This is a genomic window from Pseudooceanicola aestuarii (assembly GCF_010614805.1).
GTDB classification, from domain to species: domain Bacteria; phylum Pseudomonadota; class Alphaproteobacteria; order Rhodobacterales; family Rhodobacteraceae; genus Pseudooceanicola; species Pseudooceanicola aestuarii.
Genome location: NZ_JAAFZC010000002.1, coordinates 666,507 through 683,474, shown reverse-complemented (window position 1 = coordinate 683,474; position 16,968 = coordinate 666,507). Strand labels below are relative to the sequence as shown.

Genomic DNA, 16,968 nt, shown 5'->3' with positions numbered 1-16,968 from the left:
GGGACATGATTGGGATAGAACATTATCTGACGGTGGCGGCGGCCTTGTTCGTCATCGGGATTTTCGGGCTTTTCCTGAACCGCAAGAACGTCATCATCCTGCTGATGAGCATCGAATTGATGCTGTTGGCGGTGAACATCAACCTGGTGGCCTTTTCCTGGTACCACGGCGATCTGGCGGGGCAGGTGTTCACCCTGTTCGTGCTGACCGTCGCCGCGGCCGAGGCCGCGATCGGGCTGGCCATCCTTGTCTGTTTCTTCCGGAACCGCGGCACCATCGCCGTGGAAGACGTCAACGTGATGAAAGGCTGAGCGTATGCTGACGATCATCCTGTTCGCCCCGCTGGTGGGCGCGCTCATCGCCGGGTTCTTCTGGCGGGCCATCACGGTGAAGGGGGCCCAGTGGCTGACCACCGGCCTGCTGTTCCTGGCGGCCCTGCTGTCCTGGATCGTGTTCCTGACCCATGATCCGGCAGTCACCCAACACGTCGAGGTGCTGCGCTGGATCGAAAGCGGCACGCTGTCCACCTCCTGGGGGATCCGGCTGGACCGGCTGACCTCGCTGATGCTGATCGTTGTCACGACCGTTTCGGCGCTCGTTCATCTCTACAGCTTCGGCTACATGGCCCATGACGAGAACTTCAAGGAGGGCGAGGAATATCGCCCCCGCTTCTTTGCCTACCTGTCGTTCTTCACCTTCGCGATGCTGATGCTGGTGACCTCCGACAACCTGGTGCAGATGTTCTTCGGCTGGGAGGGCGTGGGCGTCGCCTCCTACCTGCTGATCGGGTTCTACTACAAGAAACCTTCTGCCGGCGCGGCGGCGATCAAGGCCTTCGTGGTCAACCGGGTCGGTGATTTCGGCTTTGCCCTGGGGATCTTTGCCATCTACTTCATGGTGGATTCCATCCAGTTCGACGACATCTTTGCGGCGGCCTCCTCGCTGTCGGGGCAGGATCTGACCTTCCTCGGCCTCAGCTTCGACGCGGCGGAAGTGATCGCCCTGCTGCTGTTCATCGGCGCGATGGGGAAATCGGCGCAGCTCTTGCTGCACACCTGGCTGCCCGACGCGATGGAAGGCCCGACCCCGGTTTCGGCGCTGATCCATGCGGCGACCATGGTGACGGCAGGGGTCTTCCTGGTCTGCCGCATGTCGCCGCTGATCGAATATGCCCCCGACACCAAGACGATCATCACCCTGATCGGCGCCACCACCGCGTTCTTCGCGGCGACAGTCGGTCTGGTGCAGAACGACATCAAGCGGGTCATCGCCTATTCCACCTGTTCGCAGCTGGGCTACATGTTCGTGGCGGCCGGCGTCGGGGTCTACCCGGTGGCGATGTTCCACCTGTTCACCCACGCGTTTTTCAAGGCGATGCTGTTCCTGGGCGCCGGGTCGGTGATCCACGGGATGCATCACGAACAGGACATGCGGAACTACGGCGGGCTGCGCAAGAAACTGCCCTATACCTTCTGGGCGATGCTGATCGGTACGCTGGCCATCACTGGCGTCGGCATTCCGTTGACCCATATCGGGTTCGCCGGGTTCCTGTCGAAGGACGCGGTGATCGAAAGCGCCTGGGCCGGCACGGCGGGGGGCTATGCCTTCTGGATGCTGGTGATCGCGGCGCTGTTCACCTCCTTCTATTCCTGGCGGTTGATGTTCCTGACCTTCTTCGGCGAGCCGCGCGGCGACAAGCACACCCATGATCACGCGCATGAAAGCCCGACGGTCATGCTGGTGCCGCTGGCAGTGCTGTCGCTGGGCGCGATCTTTGCAGGGATGCTGTGGTATGGCTCCTTCTTCGGCGATCATGACAAGGTGAACCGCTTCTTCGGCGCGCCCGCCCATCATGCGGCGGCAGACGAAGGCCATGGCGAGGGGGTCGTCGCGGCTGCCGATCAGGCGGCGGAGGGCGATGCCCATGCCGCCGCCGACGCGGTGACCGAGGATCCCGGCCATGCCGAGGCCGGAACGGCCCATGCGAGCGCCCATACCACGCCGGATCACGGCACGGGCATGGCACCGCAGGGCGCGATCTTCATGAGCCCCGACAACCACGTGATGGACGATGCGCACCATGCCCCCACCTGGGTCAAGGTCAGCCCCTTCATCGCGATGCTGCTGGGCCTGGGCACCGCATGGCTGTTCTACATCCGCGACACGTCCCTGCCGGGCCGCGTGGCGGAGGCAAACGCGCCGCTGTACCGCTTCCTCCTGAACAAGTGGTACTTCGACGAAATCTACAATTTCATCTTCATCCGTCCGGCTTTCTGGCTTGGCCGGCGGTTCTGGAAGGACGGTGACGGGCGCATTGTCGATGGCGGTCTGAACGGCCTGGCCATGGGGATCATCCCGTTCTTCACCCGTCTCGCCGGACGTGCGCAAAGCGGCTACATCTTCACCTATGCCTTTGCCATGGTGATCGGGATCGCCGTCTTCGTGACCTGGATGACGCTCTCCGGAGGGGCGGAATAATGAGCAATCTTCTCTCCATCACCACGTTCATCCCGGCGATCGCCGCTGTCATCCTGGCGATTTTCCTCCGCGGAGAAGACGCGGCTGCCAAGCGGAACGCGAAATGGGTGGCGCTGATTGCCACTGCGCTGACCTTTGTCGTGTCGCTGTTCATCCTGGCGGAATTCGACCCGTCCAACACCGATTTTCAGCTGGTGGAGGAGCGGTCCTGGCTGCTGGGCATGAAGTACAAGATGGGCGTGGACGGGATTTCGGTCCTGTTCGTGCTGCTGACGACCTTCGTGATGCCGCTGACCATCTGGGCCTCCTGGGGCGTGGACAAGCGGGTCAAGGAATACATGATCGCTTTCCTGCTGTTGGAAACGCTGATGCTGGGCGTGTTCTGCGCATTGGATCTGGTGCTGTTCTACCTCTTCTTCGAGGCCGGGCTGATCCCGATGTTCCTGATCATCGGGATCTGGGGCGGGGCGAACCGTATTTACGCTTCGTTCAAGTTCTTCCTCTACACCTTCCTCGGGTCGGTGCTGATGCTGGTGGCCATGGTCGCGATGTTCACCCAGGCCGGCACCACGGATATTCCGACGCTGATGGCGTATGAATTCGGGTCGGAAACCTTCTCCCTGCTGGGGGTGCAGATCGTGGGCGGGGCGCAGACCCTGATGTTCATCGCCTTCTTCGCCTCCTTCGCGGTGAAGATGCCGATGTGGCCGGTGCACACCTGGCTGCCCGATGCGCACGTTCAGGCGCCGACTGCGGGCTCGGTCGTGCTGGCGGCGATCCTGCTGAAGATGGGCGGCTACGGCTTCCTGCGGTTCTCCTTGCCGATGTTCCCGGTGGGCGCGGATGTGATGACGCCGCTGATCCTGTGGCTGTCGGCCATTGCCATCGTCTACACCTCCCTGGTCGCTCTGGTGCAGGAGGACATGAAGAAGCTGATCGCCTATTCGTCGGTGGCACACATGGGTTACGTGACCATGGGGATCTTCGCCGCCAACCAGCAGGGGATCGACGGTGCGATCTTCCAGATGCTGTCGCACGGCTTCATCTCCGGGGCGCTGTTCCTCTGTGTCGGTGTGATCTACGACCGGATGCACACCCGGGAGATCGACGCCTATGGCGGGCTGGTCAACCGGATGCCGGCCTATGCGCTGATCTTCATGTTCTTCACCATGGCCAATGTCGGCCTGCCGGGCACTTCGGGTTTTGTCGGGGAATTCCTGACGCTGATGGGGATCTTCCAGGTCAACACCTGGGTCGCGCTGGTGGCCACCTCGGGGGTCATCTTCTCGGCCGCCTATGCGCTGTGGTTGTATCGCCGCGTTGTAATGGGTGATCTGATCAAGGAAAGCCTGCGCACGATCAAGGACATGACCGCGCGGGAGAAATGGATCTTTGCCCCGCTGGTGGCAATGACCTTGTTGCTGGGGGTTTACCCCAGCCTCGTGACTGACGTGATCGGCCCCTCGGTGGCGGCGTTGATCGAAAACCATGAAACCGCGCTGGCGGCAGCGGATCGCCTGGGCGATGCCGACACTGCCGTCGCGGCGGCGCATTAAGCGGAGGCCCTGATGATCACGGCTGATCTTTCTGTAATCCTGCCGGAGCTGCTGCTTTCGGTCTTCGCGATGCTCTGCCTTGTCGGCGCGGTCTACACGACCAAGGACAAGGCGGCCTCCCTCCTTGTCTGGGGGACGGCGATCATCTTCGTGCTGGTCGGCCTCTGGGTCGCAACGCGGGAGACTGCGGATACCGCTTTCCACGGCATGTTCATGGCCGACGGTTTCGCCCGCTTCGCCAAGGTGATGATCCTGTGGTCCGCCGCTGCTGTGCTGGTCATGGGCCAGGAGTACATGGCCCGGCGCCAGATCTTGCGGTTCGAATATCCGGTGCTGGTGACGCTGGCCGTGGTCGGTATGATGGTCATGGTCTCCGCCGGGGATCTCATCGCGCTTTACATGGGGCTTGAGCTGCAGTCGCTGGCGCTTTACGTCGTGGCCTCCTTGCGTCGCGACAGCGTGAAATCGACAGAGGCGGGGCTGAAATACTTCGTGCTGGGCGCACTGTCCTCTGGCCTGCTGCTTTATGGCGCGTCGCTGGTCTATGGTTATTCCGGCACGACGCTGTTCTCCGGCATCATCACCTCCGCCGAGGCCGGGCAGGCGCCGTTGGGCTTGCTGCTGGGTCTGGTCTTCATCATTGCGGGCCTGGCGTTCAAGGTGTCGGCGGTGCCGTTCCACATGTGGACGCCGGATGTCTACGAAGGCGCGCCGACCCCGATCACCGCCTTTTTCGCCACTGCACCCAAGATCGCCGCCATGGGCCTGTTCGCGCGGGTCATGCACGATGCCTTTGGGCAGGTGGTGGGCGATTGGCAGCAGATCGTGGCGCTGATTTCGGTGCTGTCGATGTTCCTTGGCTCCATCGCGGCGATCGGCCAGACCAATATCAAGCGGCTGATGGCCTATTCCTCCATCGCGCACATGGGCTATGCCCTGATGGGGCTGGCGGCGGGCAGCGCCTTTGGTGTGCAGGCGATGCTGATCTACATGGCGATCTACGTGACCATGAACATCGGCGCCTTCGCCTTCATCCTGACGATGGAGCGTGACGGCCAGCCGGTGACCGACATCGCCGCGCTGAACATGTATTCCGCCGCCCATCCGGCGCGGTCGCTGGCGGTTCTGGTGCTGATGTTCTCCCTTGCCGGGGTGCCGCCACTGGTAGGCTTCTTCGGGAAGCTCTACGTGCTGCGCGCGGCCTATGACGGCGGGTTGGCCTGGTTGGCGGTTGCCGGTGTTGTCGCCTCGGTCATCGGGGCGTTCTATTACCTGCGCATCGTCTTCTACATGTATTTCGGCGAGGAGGCGGAGCCGTTGCAAACACCGCGCTCTCCGGTGCTGTGGTCCCTGCTGATGGTGTCCGCTGCGGTCATGGTGCTGGGCGTGGTCAACCTGTTCGGGATCGAGGGCGCGGCAGAGGCCGCGGCGGCAACGCTTGTCAACTGATCCTGATTGGTCGGGCTGGCCGGTCGGCTACGATCGGTTGATCCTGGCGGAAACGGATTCGACCTTGAACGAGGCAGAGCGTCGGTTCGACGCCCTGCCGGGCCCCTGCTGGATCCTGGCTCATCGTCAGACGGCAGGGCGCGCGCGGCGCGGTCGGGCCTGGGTGGCGCCGCAGGGGATGTTAGCGGCCACGTTGGTATTGCCGGTGGAGGACAGCCCCGACCGCGTGGCTCTGCGCAGCTTTGTCGCTGCGCTGGCCCTGCACGACGCATTTGTCGGTGTGACTGGCCGGGCCGAACCCTTTGCGCTGAAATGGCCGAACGACGTGCTGCTCAACGGCGGCAAGGTCGCCGGTATCCTTCTGGAGACGATCCAGCGGCAGGGGCGCGTGGCCGGGCTGTCCATCGGCATCGGCGTCAATCTCCAGCAGGCGCCCGCCGCTGCCGAGGTGGAGGCGAGTGCCCTGCCGCCTGTTTCACTGCTGTCGGAAACCGGTGCCAGTGTCACGCCCGAGGACCTGCTGGCGGCGCTTGCCCCGGCCTTTGCCGCGCACGAACACAGCCTTCAGACCTATGGTTTCGGCCCGGTGCGGCAGGCCTGGCTGGACCGTGCCGCGCGGCTGGGCCAGCAGATTACCGCGCGGCTGGGCGAGACCAGCCTGACCGGGCGGTTCGACACGGTGGACGAGGCGGGGCGCCTGATCCTGGCGGCGCCGGACCGGACCCATGCCATCGCCGCCGCCGATATATTCTTCTGATCCAAGGGGGCTGACATGCTTCTGGCCATTGATTGCGGCAACACCAACACCGTCTTTTCCATCTGGGACGGGGAGCAGTTCCTGTGCACCCTGCGCACCGCGACGGATCATCAACGGACGGCGGACCAGTATTTCGTCTGGCTGTCCGCGCTGCTGAACCATCACAAGATCCCGCTGGATATCCACGCGGTGATCATCTCTTCCACGGTGCCGCGCGTGGTGTTCAACCTGCGGGTGCTGGCGGACAGGTATTTCAATTCTCGTCCGCTGGTGGTCGGCAAGCCCGAATGCCTGTTGCCCTGCCAGCCCCGTGTGGACGAGGGCACGCAGGTCGGTCCCGACCGGCTGGTCAACACGGCGGGCGCCTTCGACAAGTATGGCGGCGACCTGATCGTGGTGGATTTCGGCACGGCGACGACCTTTGACGTGGTGGCGGAGGATGGCGCCTATGTCGGCGGGGTGATCGCGCCGGGGGTGAACCTGTCGCTTCAGGCGCTGCACGAGATGGCGGCGGCCTTGCCGCATGTCGATGTGACCAAACCGCAGAAAGTCATCGGCACCAACACCGTCGCTTGTATGCAATCGGGCGTTTTCTGGGGTTACGTCGGGCTGGTTCGCGGGATATGTGACCGGATCACCGGTGAATACGACCGTCCGATGAAGATCATCGCCACGGGCGGGCTGGCGCCGCTGTTCGGGCAGGGGGATACGCTGTTCGACGCTTTTGACGAATTCCTGACGATCCACGGCCTGCGGATCATTCATGAATACAACAAGGACCAGGGTAACATATGACGACGGAACGGCTGATCTATCTCCCTCTCGGCGGGGCCGGGGAAATCGGGATGAACGCCTATGTCTACGGCTACGGTGCGCCCGGTGCGGAGCGGTTGATCCTGGTCGATCTGGGCGTGACCTTTCCCGACATGGAAACCTCGCCGGGCGTCGACATCATCATGCCCGACATCACCTGGCTGGAAGAGCGCAAGGACCGGCTGGAGGCGATCTTTGTCACCCATGCCCACGAAGACCACGTCGGCGCCCTGGGTCACCTGTACGAACGCCTCGGTGCGCCAAAGATCTACGCACGGGCGTTTACCGCCAATATCGGCCGGGGCAAGCTGGGCGAATATGGCATCGGCGATCAGGCGATCACCACCGCCTCCGCATGGCCAGAGGTTGTGGAGGCCGGGCCGTTCAAGGTCGGCTTCCTGCCGATTTCCCATTCCATTCCCGAAAGCTCGGGCCTGGTGATCGACAGCCCCGAGGGTCGCGTGATCCACACCGGCGATTTCAAGCTGGACCTCGACCCGCTGGTGGGCGAGGCCTTTGACCCCGATCTGTGGCGCGACGTCGCCAAACCGGGGGTCAAGGCGCTCGTCTGCGACAGTACCAATGTCTTCAGCCATCACGAGGGCCGGTCCGAAATCACCGTCGGCCCCGAAATCGAGAAGCTGGTGTCGCAGGCCAAGGGCATGTTCGTCGCGACGACCTTTGCCTCCAACGTCGCGCGGGTGAAAACCCTGGCGGAGGCGGGCGAACGCGCGGGCCGGTCGATCTGCCTGATGGGCCGCGCCATGCGCCGCATGATCGAAGCGGCCATTGAAACCGGCGTGCTCAAGGATTTTCCCAAGGTGGTCAGCCCCGAGGATGCGCAAAGCATCCCGCGCGAGAACCTGATGCTGCTGGTCACCGGCAGCCAGGGTGAACGCCGGGCGGCTTCCGCCCAGCTGGCGCGGGGCAAGTACAACGGGATCAAGATGGCGGAGGGCGACACGTTCCTGTTCTCCTCCAAGACCATTCCGGGCAATGAAAAAGGCGTGATCGCGATCATCAATGCCTTTTCGGAACAGGGTGTCGACGTGATCGACGACAGTTCCGGGCTGTATCACGTCTCCGGCCACGCCAACCGCCCGGACCTGAAGCGGATGCACGAGGTCGTCGCCCCGCAAATGGTCATCCCGATGCATGGCGAACACCGCCATCTGCGCGAACACGCCAAACTGGCCGGAGAGGGGCGCTTGTCCTCCATCATCGCGGTCAACGGCATGATGCTGAACCTGTCGGGCAATGCGCCCGAGGTCGTCGAATATGTTGAGACCGGGCGTACCTACCTGGACGGTTCAGTGCAGATCGGCGCGCTGGACGGGATCGTGCGCGACCGGATCCGCATGGCACTGAACGGTCATGTGACCATCACCGCCATTCTGGACGAAGAGGACGAGCCGTTGGGTGAACCCTGGTGCGACGTCAAGGGCCTGCCCGAAACCGGCCGGTCGCGCGCGTCCCTGGTGGAGGTGCTGGAGGAAGATCTGGCGCAATTCCTGGGCCGGGCGGATTCCAGGACGCTGGGCAATGACGACAAGCTGGAAGAGGCGCTGCGCCGGGTTGTCCGCAATTCCGCCAACGAGGAGATCGGTCGCAAGCCCGAGGTCACCGTGGTGATCAGCCGCCTGTCAGCCTGACCAACGACCGGGCATCTCTCGGCGGGTCCGCCCGTTCCGGGCGGGCCTCCGGCGGCGGTATTTGGCGCCCGAAGGGGGCCGGGTCGCCGCAAGGGACTTCTGGCAGGATCTGGCGCTGATAGAGGGCAAGCGCCCGGGGCGCGCGGATCCGAGATGACGAAAACGCGCCGCAGGGAACCCGCGGCGCGTTTTTTCATGGCATGAAAGATGTAGCGGCTTCAGCCGGTCTGACGCTCCGCAAAGGACAGCGCGATAAACTGGGGCATGTGATCGCCCATGCCCACGACCTTGTTGTCCTTGCCGTTGTCACGGCCACGTCCGCCACGTCCACGGCGCTTGTCATTGCTGTCCTTGGCCGTGTCGGGGGTGGTGTCCGGGTGTGGCTGCTCCTCTGCCTGGCGCGGGGCCGGGCGGGATTGTTTGCGCGGCTCAGCCTGGGGGGCGGGTTCGGCCTCCGCCTCCGTCTTGGCGGCCGGGGCGGGCCGGGATTTGACCGGCTGCGGCGCTGCGGCCTCCTGCGGAGTGGGCGTCGCTTCGGCCTCGGCAGTGAGGGCGGCCTCGGTGCGGGGAGCGGCAGGTTTGCGGCCACGGCCACCCCGGGTCCGCGTGCGGCGCGGTTTTTCGGTGCTGTCAGCCGGGGCCTCTGCCTCGGCCTCCGCGCGCGCTTCGGCGGGGGCGGCAGCGGGCTTTCCGCCGGGGATGTCGAGGCGCGGAATGGTCTTTTCGACCAGCGCTTCGATATCGGCCAGGTTCTTCTCGTCGCGGGGGACGCAGATCATCACGGCCTTGCCGTCGCGACCGGCGCGGCCGGTGCGTCCGATGCGGTGCACGTAATCCTCCGCATGGCCGGGCACGTCGAAGTTGAACACGTGGCTGACGGAGGGTACATCCAGCCCGCGTGCCGCCACGTCCGAGGCGACGAGGATCTTCAACGTCCCTTCGCGGAAGCCGTCCAGTGTCCGGGTGCGGTGCGATTGCTCCAGATCGCCATGGATCGGCGCGGCGTCATAGCTGTATTTCTGCAAGCTCTTGGCGACGATATCCACGTCGGTCTTGCGGTTGCAGAAGATGATCGCGTTGGTCAGTCTGTCGCCTTCGGCGTCGATCAGGTCACGCAGAAGGCGGCGTTTCTCGCTGCCTTCGCGATCCTTGCGGGAGCCCTTGAACATCACCACGCCCTGTTCGATCGTCTCCGACGTGGTGGCCTGACGGGCGACTTCGACCCGCGCGGGGGCGGAGAGGAAGGTGTTTGTGATCCGCTCGATCTCCGGCGCCATGGTGGCGGAGAAGAACAGCGTTTGCCGGGTAAACGGAGTCAGGGAAAAGATTTTCTCGATATCGGGGATGAACCCCATGTCGAGCATCCTGTCAGCCTCGTCCACCACCATGATCTGCACGCCGGTCAGCAGCAGCTTCCCGCGTTCGAAATGGTCCAGCAGGCGGCCGGGGGTGGCAATCAGCACATCGACACCCTTGTCGATCAGCATATCCTGTTCCTTGAACGAGACACCGCCGATCAGCAGGGCCTTGGTCAGTTTGAGGTGCTTGGAATAGGTGTCGAAGTTTTCGGCCACCTGCGCGGCCAATTCCCGCGTGGGGCACAGCACCAGCGACCGGGGCATCCGCGCCCGCGCACGGCCACGGGCCAGCATGTGGATCATCGGAAGGGTGAAACTGGCGGTCTTGCCGGTGCCGGTCTGGGCGATGCCCAGGACATCCCGGCCTTCCAGCGCGGCGGGGATGGCCCCGGCCTGAATGGGGGTCGGCGTTTCGTAACCGGCTTCGGTGACGGCTTTCAGGACCTTGGGGCCCAGATTGAGATCTGCAAATGTGGTCATGTGTGTCCGTTTTTTGCGGACACGACTTGGCCCGCAGCGGCGTTTGATGGGGCGGCCCGGATGGCCGGCGTCCCTTTTTGCCGTTTAGCCCAAGCGCGGCCTTGCGTCAATGCAGCAGGGGACAGGGTGGGCCCGGCAGGGCGTTTACGGCACCAAAACCGGGGTTCGGTTCAGGATTGTTGCGGAAATTGACGTGCGGTTGCCCCCGCAAGGTCCAGCACGGCCTCCCGCAGCTGGCCCTGGGACAGCAGCCGGTCGCGCAGGTCGGGGGTGTCGGGGCAGACCTCGTCGTAGAACCGGCGCAGGCCGGCCTCACCCTCCTCGCGGGCGAGGCCGGCCAACAGGTCATGCAGGGTCATCGCGGCGGGGTCGTTGGGGCGAGCGGGTTGCAATTCGGCGCGGTAGGCGCCCCGGTTCAGCCGAAAATCCAACCGGGCGCGCCAGTCGGCCCAGTCGCGGTAATGCAGATGCGCCAGGCGCAGCTGGGGCACCTCTTGCTGACCGGGGTTGCGGCCCTGATCGGTCAGCAGGTTGTGAATACGGAATTCGGCCCCTGTCAGCCCCGGCCGAACAAAGAGTTTCCCCGCCACATGGGACAGGAACCCGCCGTTCAGCCAGCGGCCAAAGCTGGGGTAGATCGCCTCTGTCTGGGCATGGCGGGTCGGCGGGTCGAGGGCGAAGCTCTTGAATCGGTGCAAAGGTGCGATGGCGGGCGCGCCCTCGGGGCGGGGCAACCCCTCCATCGGGCGCAGGCGCGCGGCGTGACAGGTGGCGGGCAGATCGGCCAGGATGTCGGCGACGGGACGGTCGGGGACCAGGAATTCGTCGCCGTCGATATGGGCCAGCCAATCGACTTCCGCCGGGCGGTTGTAGATCCGTGTGGCATTGCGGGTCTGGCGGAGCTGGTGTTTCGCCGGACGACGTCCGGCCAGGCGTTGCCAATAGGCGACGTCGCAGCGCAGCGGGCGAAGGCGGGGATGGGCCTTCAGCAGGTCAAAGGCCGGGTCGTCGGGATCATCCAGATGCAGGTAGATCCGATGCGCCCCCAGCTCCAGGTGCCAGGCGGCGAAGGCCAGCGTATCCGCCAAACTTGCGCGGATCGTGGTGACGACGCCCCAGCGGATCATCCGCTGCCGCCGGGCAGGGGGCCGAAGATCGCGGCGACCTTGTCCCCCAGCTTCAGATCGTGGGTCACCAGCATGTCGTGGCGCGCCAGCCTGTCGCGCAGCGCGGCACTGTCTTCGCAAACCTCGGCAAAGAAGGCGCGCAGGCCGGCCTCCCCCTCGCTTTCGCGCAGGAAATCCAGCACGTCGGCCAGGCGGAAGCCGGCGTCGCGTTTGCGGTAGGACCCGCGTGTGAGGCGGAAATCAAGGCTGTCGCGGAAATGCTGCCAGCTTTCGACATGGGCATGTCCGATCCAGCCGTCGCGCAGCACCGCGCGATTGGTCGTGGCTTCCCCCCGGTAGAGCAGGGCATGCAGGCCCAGCCGGACCTCCGCGATACCTGTGCGGGCGATCACCTTGCCCTCCAGGTGGGAGATGTAGCCGCCGCGCAGATGGGCGCCGAAGGTCGGGTAGACTTCCGTCAGGACGGATTTGTGATGGCCGGCGAACCGCGCCGTCAGCTTGAAATGGCGCTGTGACCCTGCCAGCAATTCGGCCGGGTTCAGATGCACCACGGCGGCGGTAGCGGGGGCGCGGGCCAGCAACTCGGCCAGCGGCGCGGGAGAGAGGATGAATTCGTCGACATCGATATGGGCCAGCCAGTCCAGATCGCTGCGGCGATAGGCGTGGGTGGCATTGCGCATCTGGCGGCGCTGGTGAGTCTCAGGGCGTCCCTTCAGCCGGTCCCAATGGGCGGCGTCGCAGGCGATGACCTCCACCCGTGGGTCGCGGGAGATCCAGCTCGCGGTGGCCGGGTCGGGCGTGTCCAGATAGATCGTCACCCGCGCGGCGCCCGCGTCCAGGTGATGCGCGGCGAACCGGGCGATCCGGGGCAGGGGCGCGCGGATGGTCGAGACGGTGCCCCAACGGGGCGTGCCCCGGGGCGCGGCGGGCACTGGCGCGGGGTTGGTGTTGTCCTTGCGCCGTGGCAGGCGGAACGGGTCTTCGACGGGGGGCGGGCGCCGGGCCGCGCGGTCGGCGCGCATCAGGCGCAGGCGGCGAAACACCGTGGCGGGATCGGCCTCCAGCAGCTCCAGCAGGTGATGGGCGAGGGGACGGATCACCGGATCTTCCGCCGCGTCCTGCCAGATCCGGCCCAACAGGTTGACGTCCAGCCCGCCGGAGGAGATGGCAAAGGCATCCATCTGCATCGGTAGATCCGCCTTCTGCCGCCGCCCGTCATGGGGCCGGTCCGGCGGGGTGGGAGAGAACAGCCGCTCCGTTTCGTAAAGTTTCATCATGTTGAACAACACGTTGAGCGTATGGCCCACGCGGCGCTGCGCCTCCGTCTCACCGTGATCGGCGAAGGTGGTCACGGCCGAGACCAGCCAGCGCGCATCGAGATGATCCAGCAGAAAGTCGGCCTCTTCGGTCCAGAGGCGGCGAAACAGCACCGCCGTCTGCGCCGGTTGCGTCCGGCGGCGCAGATGCGCGATCAGCAGCCCGTGCAGCCACAGGATCTGCGGCCGCCCGGCGAATTCCTCGTGCAGTTCCCGCACCTTGTAGGCAAAGGTGGTGGGCGAAGCGGCACAGGCACCGGGATCGCCCGCCAGGGCGGTCTTCAGCGGGGCGACGTCCAGATCCGCAGGCGGCAGCCCCTCTCCGGGGCCCATCACGAAAGGATCGCGCCGCCCCTCCATCTGGGCGATGACCTTGGTGAACCCGCCATATGTTGTGGACCCGTCCTGCATGGCCGCAGGATGCCCGCGCGGAGCGTGCGGTGCAAGTGGGCAATAACGCCGAGCTACGTGTCGTACTGGGCCTTCAGATACTCCGCCTTTTTGGCCAACTCGGGATAAACCGTGCCGATGTTGATCCCGACGATCTCCAGCTGTTCCAGAATGCGCGGCTTGCTGTCATTTGGAATATTCAAGACCATTTCGCCCCTGATGTGGGGGGTGTCTACAGCAAGCTGATCGGCTGCGGATGTTGTGCTCGCCTTCCCCTGGGAATTGTCGTCGAGGCCAAGGATGGCAAAACATCCGCTTTGTGCGCTGATCCGGGGGTTGTTTCTTTTCGGTAGGAAAAAGCTGGGCTGAAAGATGTCGGCGGGGTCGATTCTGTTTTCGAAATAGGGTTTTTCAGTCTTGATGAAATGCACCAACCTTTGAAAATTCTCCCCCTGATTGGCGCGCCTCAGATAATCTTGAAACCCCGGATCGTAGCGGGTCGGCCATCTATCGATCTCAGGAAATATCTCGGCCTTTGCTTCGACGACTTCGTGCCAAAGAAAAACTTTTTCATTTGAGGAAAGGTAGGCCAGGTTTGCTTTGATCGAAACCCGATCACTATTCTGATAACCGATATTTGTTCTGTCAACTTCAAGGATACGAACTTGCCCATCATGATCGGTACCGTCGGAAGAAGGCTCGCAGGCAAAGAACAATGCCATCAGACCATTCGTGGTGAAATCCAAGACCCGTGTGGGTAGGCCGTAATGCTGCGCCCGAACCAGCCAGTCTATGGTGTGCGCATCAGCGGAAAATTCGTTCGGGCTGTCAGAAATCAAGCCAAGAAGGAGCTCTTTCTCGGCCTCCTGCCAACCTTCCTTTCTGAATAAACTTGGACTCAGCAGGTAGTTCTTGTTGGTGTGACCGCGAAACAGAAAAGTACTGGATTTTTTTGCAGGGAGTAAGGAGATCGCGCGCGCGAAATTTTCCAGGCGCAGAATTTCCATTGTGAAATTTTCCTTGAGCACTTAAAACGCCTCCCCGCTTGCAAGCCTAGACCATCATCTCCTTCGTCGCCGACAGGGTCACGTCAGGGTAGTCGCGTTGCACGCGGTCGATATCCCATTGCAGGCGGGTCAGGTAGACGATGTCGCCATCGTGGTCGTGGCTGATGTGCTGCTTGTTCGCGTTGACGAACTTGTCGACGGCCTGTTTGTCACCCGAGACCCAGCGGGCCGAGGTGAATTGCGACCCTTCGAAACGCACGGGCAGGCCGTATTCCAGTTCGATCCGGCTGGCGAGCACCTCGAATTGCAGCGCGCCGACCACGCCGACGATAAAGCCGGAGCCGATGGAGGGTTTGAACACCTTGGCCGCGCCTTCCTCGGCGAATTGCATCAACGCCTTTTCCAGATGCTTGGCCTTCATCGGGTCGCCCGCCCGGCAGCTTTGCAGCAGTTCCGGCGCGAAGGAGGGGATGCCCTTGGCGCGGATCGCCTCGCCCTCGGTCAGGGTGTCGCCGATGCGCAGCTGGCCGTGGTTGGGGATGCCGATGATGTCCCCGGCCCAGGCCTCTTCGGCCAGCTCCCGGTCGGAGGCCAGGAACAGCACGGGGGCCGAGACGGTCATCGGTTTCTTCGTGCGGACATGGGTCAGTTTCATCCCGCGCCGGAAATGGCCGGAGGCCAGCCGGACAAAGGCGACGCGGTCACGGTGCTTGGGATCCATGTTGGCCTGCACCTTGAAGACAAAGCCGCAGACCTTGGGTTCTTCCGGGGCGACCTGACGGGGGTTGGCGGCCTGGGGCTGCGGCTCGGGGCCATAGGTGCCGATACCGTCCATCAGTTCCTTCACGCCAAAGCTGTTGATGGCCGAGCCGAACCAGATCGGCGTCAGCGTCCCCTCCAGCAGCGCCTGGGGATCCAGCGGCGGCAGCAGCTCGCGCGCCATCTCGACCTCTTCGCGCAGCTTCTCCAGCAGGTCGGCGGGGATGTGATCGGCCATGCGCGGATCGTCCAGCCCCTTCAGTTCGATCGATTCCGCCACGCGGTTCCGGTCGGCGCGGTCCATCAGTTCCAGCCGGTCGCGCAGCATGTCATAGCAGCCCAGGAAGTCGCGACCCACGCCGATGGGCCAGCTGGCCGGCGTCACGTCGATGGCCAGATTCTCCTGAATCTCGTCGATGATCTCGAAGACATCGCGGCTTTCGCGGTCCATCTTGTTGCAGAAGGTCAGGATCGGCAGATCGCGCAGGCGGCAGACCTCGAACAGCTTTTGCGTCTGGCTTTCGACACCCTTGGCGCCATCGATCACCATCACCGCCGCATCCACCGCCGTCAGCGTGCGATAGGTGTCCTCGGAGAAGTCGGAGTGGCCGGGCGTGTCCACCAGATTGAACCGGAAGTGGCGGAAATCAAAGGACATGGCCGAGGCAGAGACGGAAATGCCCCGATCTTTCTCCATCTGCATGAAATCCGACCGCGTGCGCCGGGCCTCCCCCTTGGCGCGGACCTGTCCGGCCATCTGGATAGCCCCGCCGAACAGCAGGAACTTTTCGGTCAGCGTGGTTTTCCCGGCGTCGGGATGCGAGATGATCGCAAAGGTCCGGCGGCGGGCGATTTCGGGCGGAAGGTCGGGGCGGTTCGTGGCGTGGTCCAGCATGGCGCGGATATAACAGGGATCGGCGTGGGGGCAAGAATTCTTGGCACCTCGGCGTGGCGCCCGGTGCTGCGGGGGTTGGGCGCGTCGGGCCGGGGCAAGGGGCGGAACAGCTGCGGCCCCGGCGCGTTTTCGTGGCAGAGCCGAAAGGAGGCCGCGATGACCAAGAACCACGCCAACAGCATCAAGGATGACAAGCTGTACGAAGACCTGCGCGAGGACGGAATGTCCAAGGAGAAGGCCGCCCGGATTTCCAACGCGCGCGCCAACCCGGACATGCACCCCTCGCGCAAGGGCGGCAAACAGCCCCCCTACGAGGATTGGACCAAAGACGCGCTGTATGAGCGTGCGCAGGAGCTGGAGGTCGAGGGCCGGTCCGACATGACCAAGGATCAGCTGATCGACGCGCTGCGCGGCTGACGGTCAGCGGTGGATGGTGATCCGGCGAATGGATTCGCCGGTGGGGCAGCAGCGCGGCTCGCCGTCCAGCAATTCGTGGATCACCACGGTAATCACGTCGCCGTCCTTGGAAATGCGCTTGATCGCGCGCGCCAGGCCGATGTCGCGGGTGGCGCCGTAATCGGCATCTTCGCCATCAAAGAAGAAGGTGCGCACGAAAACCGCGTTGCCGCCGGGAAAGCCATAGGCGGCCTGTACCAGCCATTCCATCGTGCCGTCGCCGTCCAGATCCATCGGCCAGGCGCGGGCGCCGTCAAAGATGCCTTCGCTGCGGGGGACCGCCTGGGCGACACGTTCGGCCACCGGTGCGGGGGCGGGTTGTTCGGGAATATCTGCTGCCTGCGCGGGCAGCGCCGGGATGAGGGCGAAGGCGACGGCGCAATACCGGCGAATTGTCGAGTTCATGCAATCCTCCCCAGGATGATGCCGGGGCAGGGTAGGGGCCGCAGGCGGGGGCGGTCAACGCGCTCCGATT

Annotated in this window: 14 protein-coding genes; 8 read left to right on the top strand and 6 right to left on the bottom strand. The window is 64.2% G+C overall.

Translation table 11 applies throughout. From position 1 onward, the window contains the following. Positions 1-5 precede the first annotated feature (5 nt). From nuoK to G5A46_RS16055, 7 genes are read left to right on the top strand one after another with little or no spacing between them, the layout of a single operon-like run. Positions 6-311, top strand: a complete 306-nt coding sequence (gene nuoK, locus G5A46_RS16085) for an NADH-quinone oxidoreductase subunit NuoK (protein ID WP_163851021.1) — start codon at positions 6-8, stop codon at positions 309-311. A gap of 4 nt (positions 312-315) precedes the next feature. Next, complete coding sequence (gene nuoL, locus G5A46_RS16080) at positions 316-2,478, top strand: NADH-quinone oxidoreductase subunit L (RefSeq protein WP_163851019.1); 2,163 nt, start codon at positions 316-318, stop codon at positions 2,476-2,478. Then, the gene (locus G5A46_RS16075) at positions 2,478-4,034 is read left to right on the top strand and encodes an NADH-quinone oxidoreductase subunit M (protein ID WP_163851017.1); all 1,557 of its coding nucleotides are present in this window, start codon (positions 2,478-2,480) and stop codon (positions 4,032-4,034) included. Before nuoL ends, G5A46_RS16075 begins: the two co-directional genes overlap by 1 nt. A 12-nt stretch (positions 4,035-4,046) precedes the next feature. Then, a complete protein-coding gene (nuoN, locus tag G5A46_RS16070) occupies positions 4,047-5,483 on the top strand; it encodes an NADH-quinone oxidoreductase subunit NuoN (protein WP_163851014.1) in 1,437 nt (478 codons plus the stop codon). Then, positions 5,473-6,240, top strand: a complete 768-nt coding sequence (locus tag G5A46_RS16065) for a biotin--[acetyl-CoA-carboxylase] ligase (RefSeq protein WP_163851012.1) — start codon at positions 5,473-5,475, stop codon at positions 6,238-6,240. The genes nuoN and G5A46_RS16065 overlap by 11 nt, the downstream gene beginning before the upstream one ends. 15 nt (positions 6,241-6,255) lie before the next feature. Continuing rightward, positions 6,256-7,035 carry a type III pantothenate kinase gene (locus G5A46_RS16060; RefSeq protein WP_163851010.1) on the top strand — a complete coding sequence of 260 codons (780 nt, stop codon included), beginning with the start codon at positions 6,256-6,258 and terminating at the stop codon, positions 7,033-7,035. Continuing rightward, positions 7,032-8,705, top strand: coding sequence for a ribonuclease J (locus tag G5A46_RS16055; protein ID WP_163851008.1), 1,674 nt, complete (start codon positions 7,032-7,034; stop codon positions 8,703-8,705). The genes G5A46_RS16060 and G5A46_RS16055 overlap by 4 nt, the downstream gene beginning before the upstream one ends. A gap of 218 nt (positions 8,706-8,923) precedes the next feature. Here the strand turns inward: G5A46_RS16055 and G5A46_RS16050 are convergent, their stop codons facing one another. The 5 genes from G5A46_RS16050 to G5A46_RS16030 form a co-directional block, all read right to left on the bottom strand. Then, on the bottom strand, positions 8,924-10,543 hold the full coding sequence (locus G5A46_RS16050) for a DEAD/DEAH box helicase (protein ID WP_163851007.1): 1,620 nt from the start codon (positions 10,541-10,543) through the stop codon (positions 8,924-8,926). 170 nt (positions 10,544-10,713) lie between these two features. Continuing rightward, the gene (locus G5A46_RS16045; protein ID WP_163851005.1) at positions 10,714-11,670 is read right to left on the bottom strand and encodes a glycosyltransferase family 2 protein; all 957 of its coding nucleotides are present in this window, start codon (positions 11,668-11,670) and stop codon (positions 10,714-10,716) included. Then, positions 11,667-13,397 carry a glycosyltransferase family 2 protein gene (locus G5A46_RS16040; protein ID WP_163851003.1) on the bottom strand — a complete coding sequence of 577 codons (1,731 nt, stop codon included), beginning with the start codon at positions 13,395-13,397 and terminating at the stop codon, positions 11,667-11,669. Before G5A46_RS16040 ends, G5A46_RS16045 begins: the two co-directional genes overlap by 4 nt. Before the next feature lie 53 nt (positions 13,398-13,450). Next, positions 13,451-14,383: an FRG domain-containing protein gene (locus G5A46_RS16035; RefSeq protein WP_163851001.1), complete on the bottom strand. Its 933-nt coding sequence runs from the start codon at positions 14,381-14,383 to the stop codon at positions 13,451-13,453. 46 nt (positions 14,384-14,429) lie between these two features. Next, positions 14,430-16,037: a peptide chain release factor 3 gene (locus G5A46_RS16030; protein WP_163850999.1), complete on the bottom strand. Its 1,608-nt coding sequence runs from the start codon at positions 16,035-16,037 to the stop codon at positions 14,430-14,432. 156 nt (positions 16,038-16,193) lie between these two features. Between G5A46_RS16030 and G5A46_RS16025 the strand changes: the two genes are divergently transcribed. After that, positions 16,194-16,454, top strand: a complete 261-nt coding sequence (locus G5A46_RS16025; protein ID WP_163850997.1) for a DUF7218 family protein — start codon at positions 16,194-16,196, stop codon at positions 16,452-16,454. Positions 16,455-16,457: 3 nt separating this feature from the next. Here the strand turns inward: G5A46_RS16025 and G5A46_RS16020 are convergent, their stop codons facing one another. Continuing rightward, entirely contained in the window at positions 16,458-16,898 is a 441-nt protein-coding gene (locus tag G5A46_RS16020; protein ID WP_163850995.1) for a hypothetical protein, read from the bottom strand. Positions 16,899-16,968: the final 70 nt, after the last annotated feature.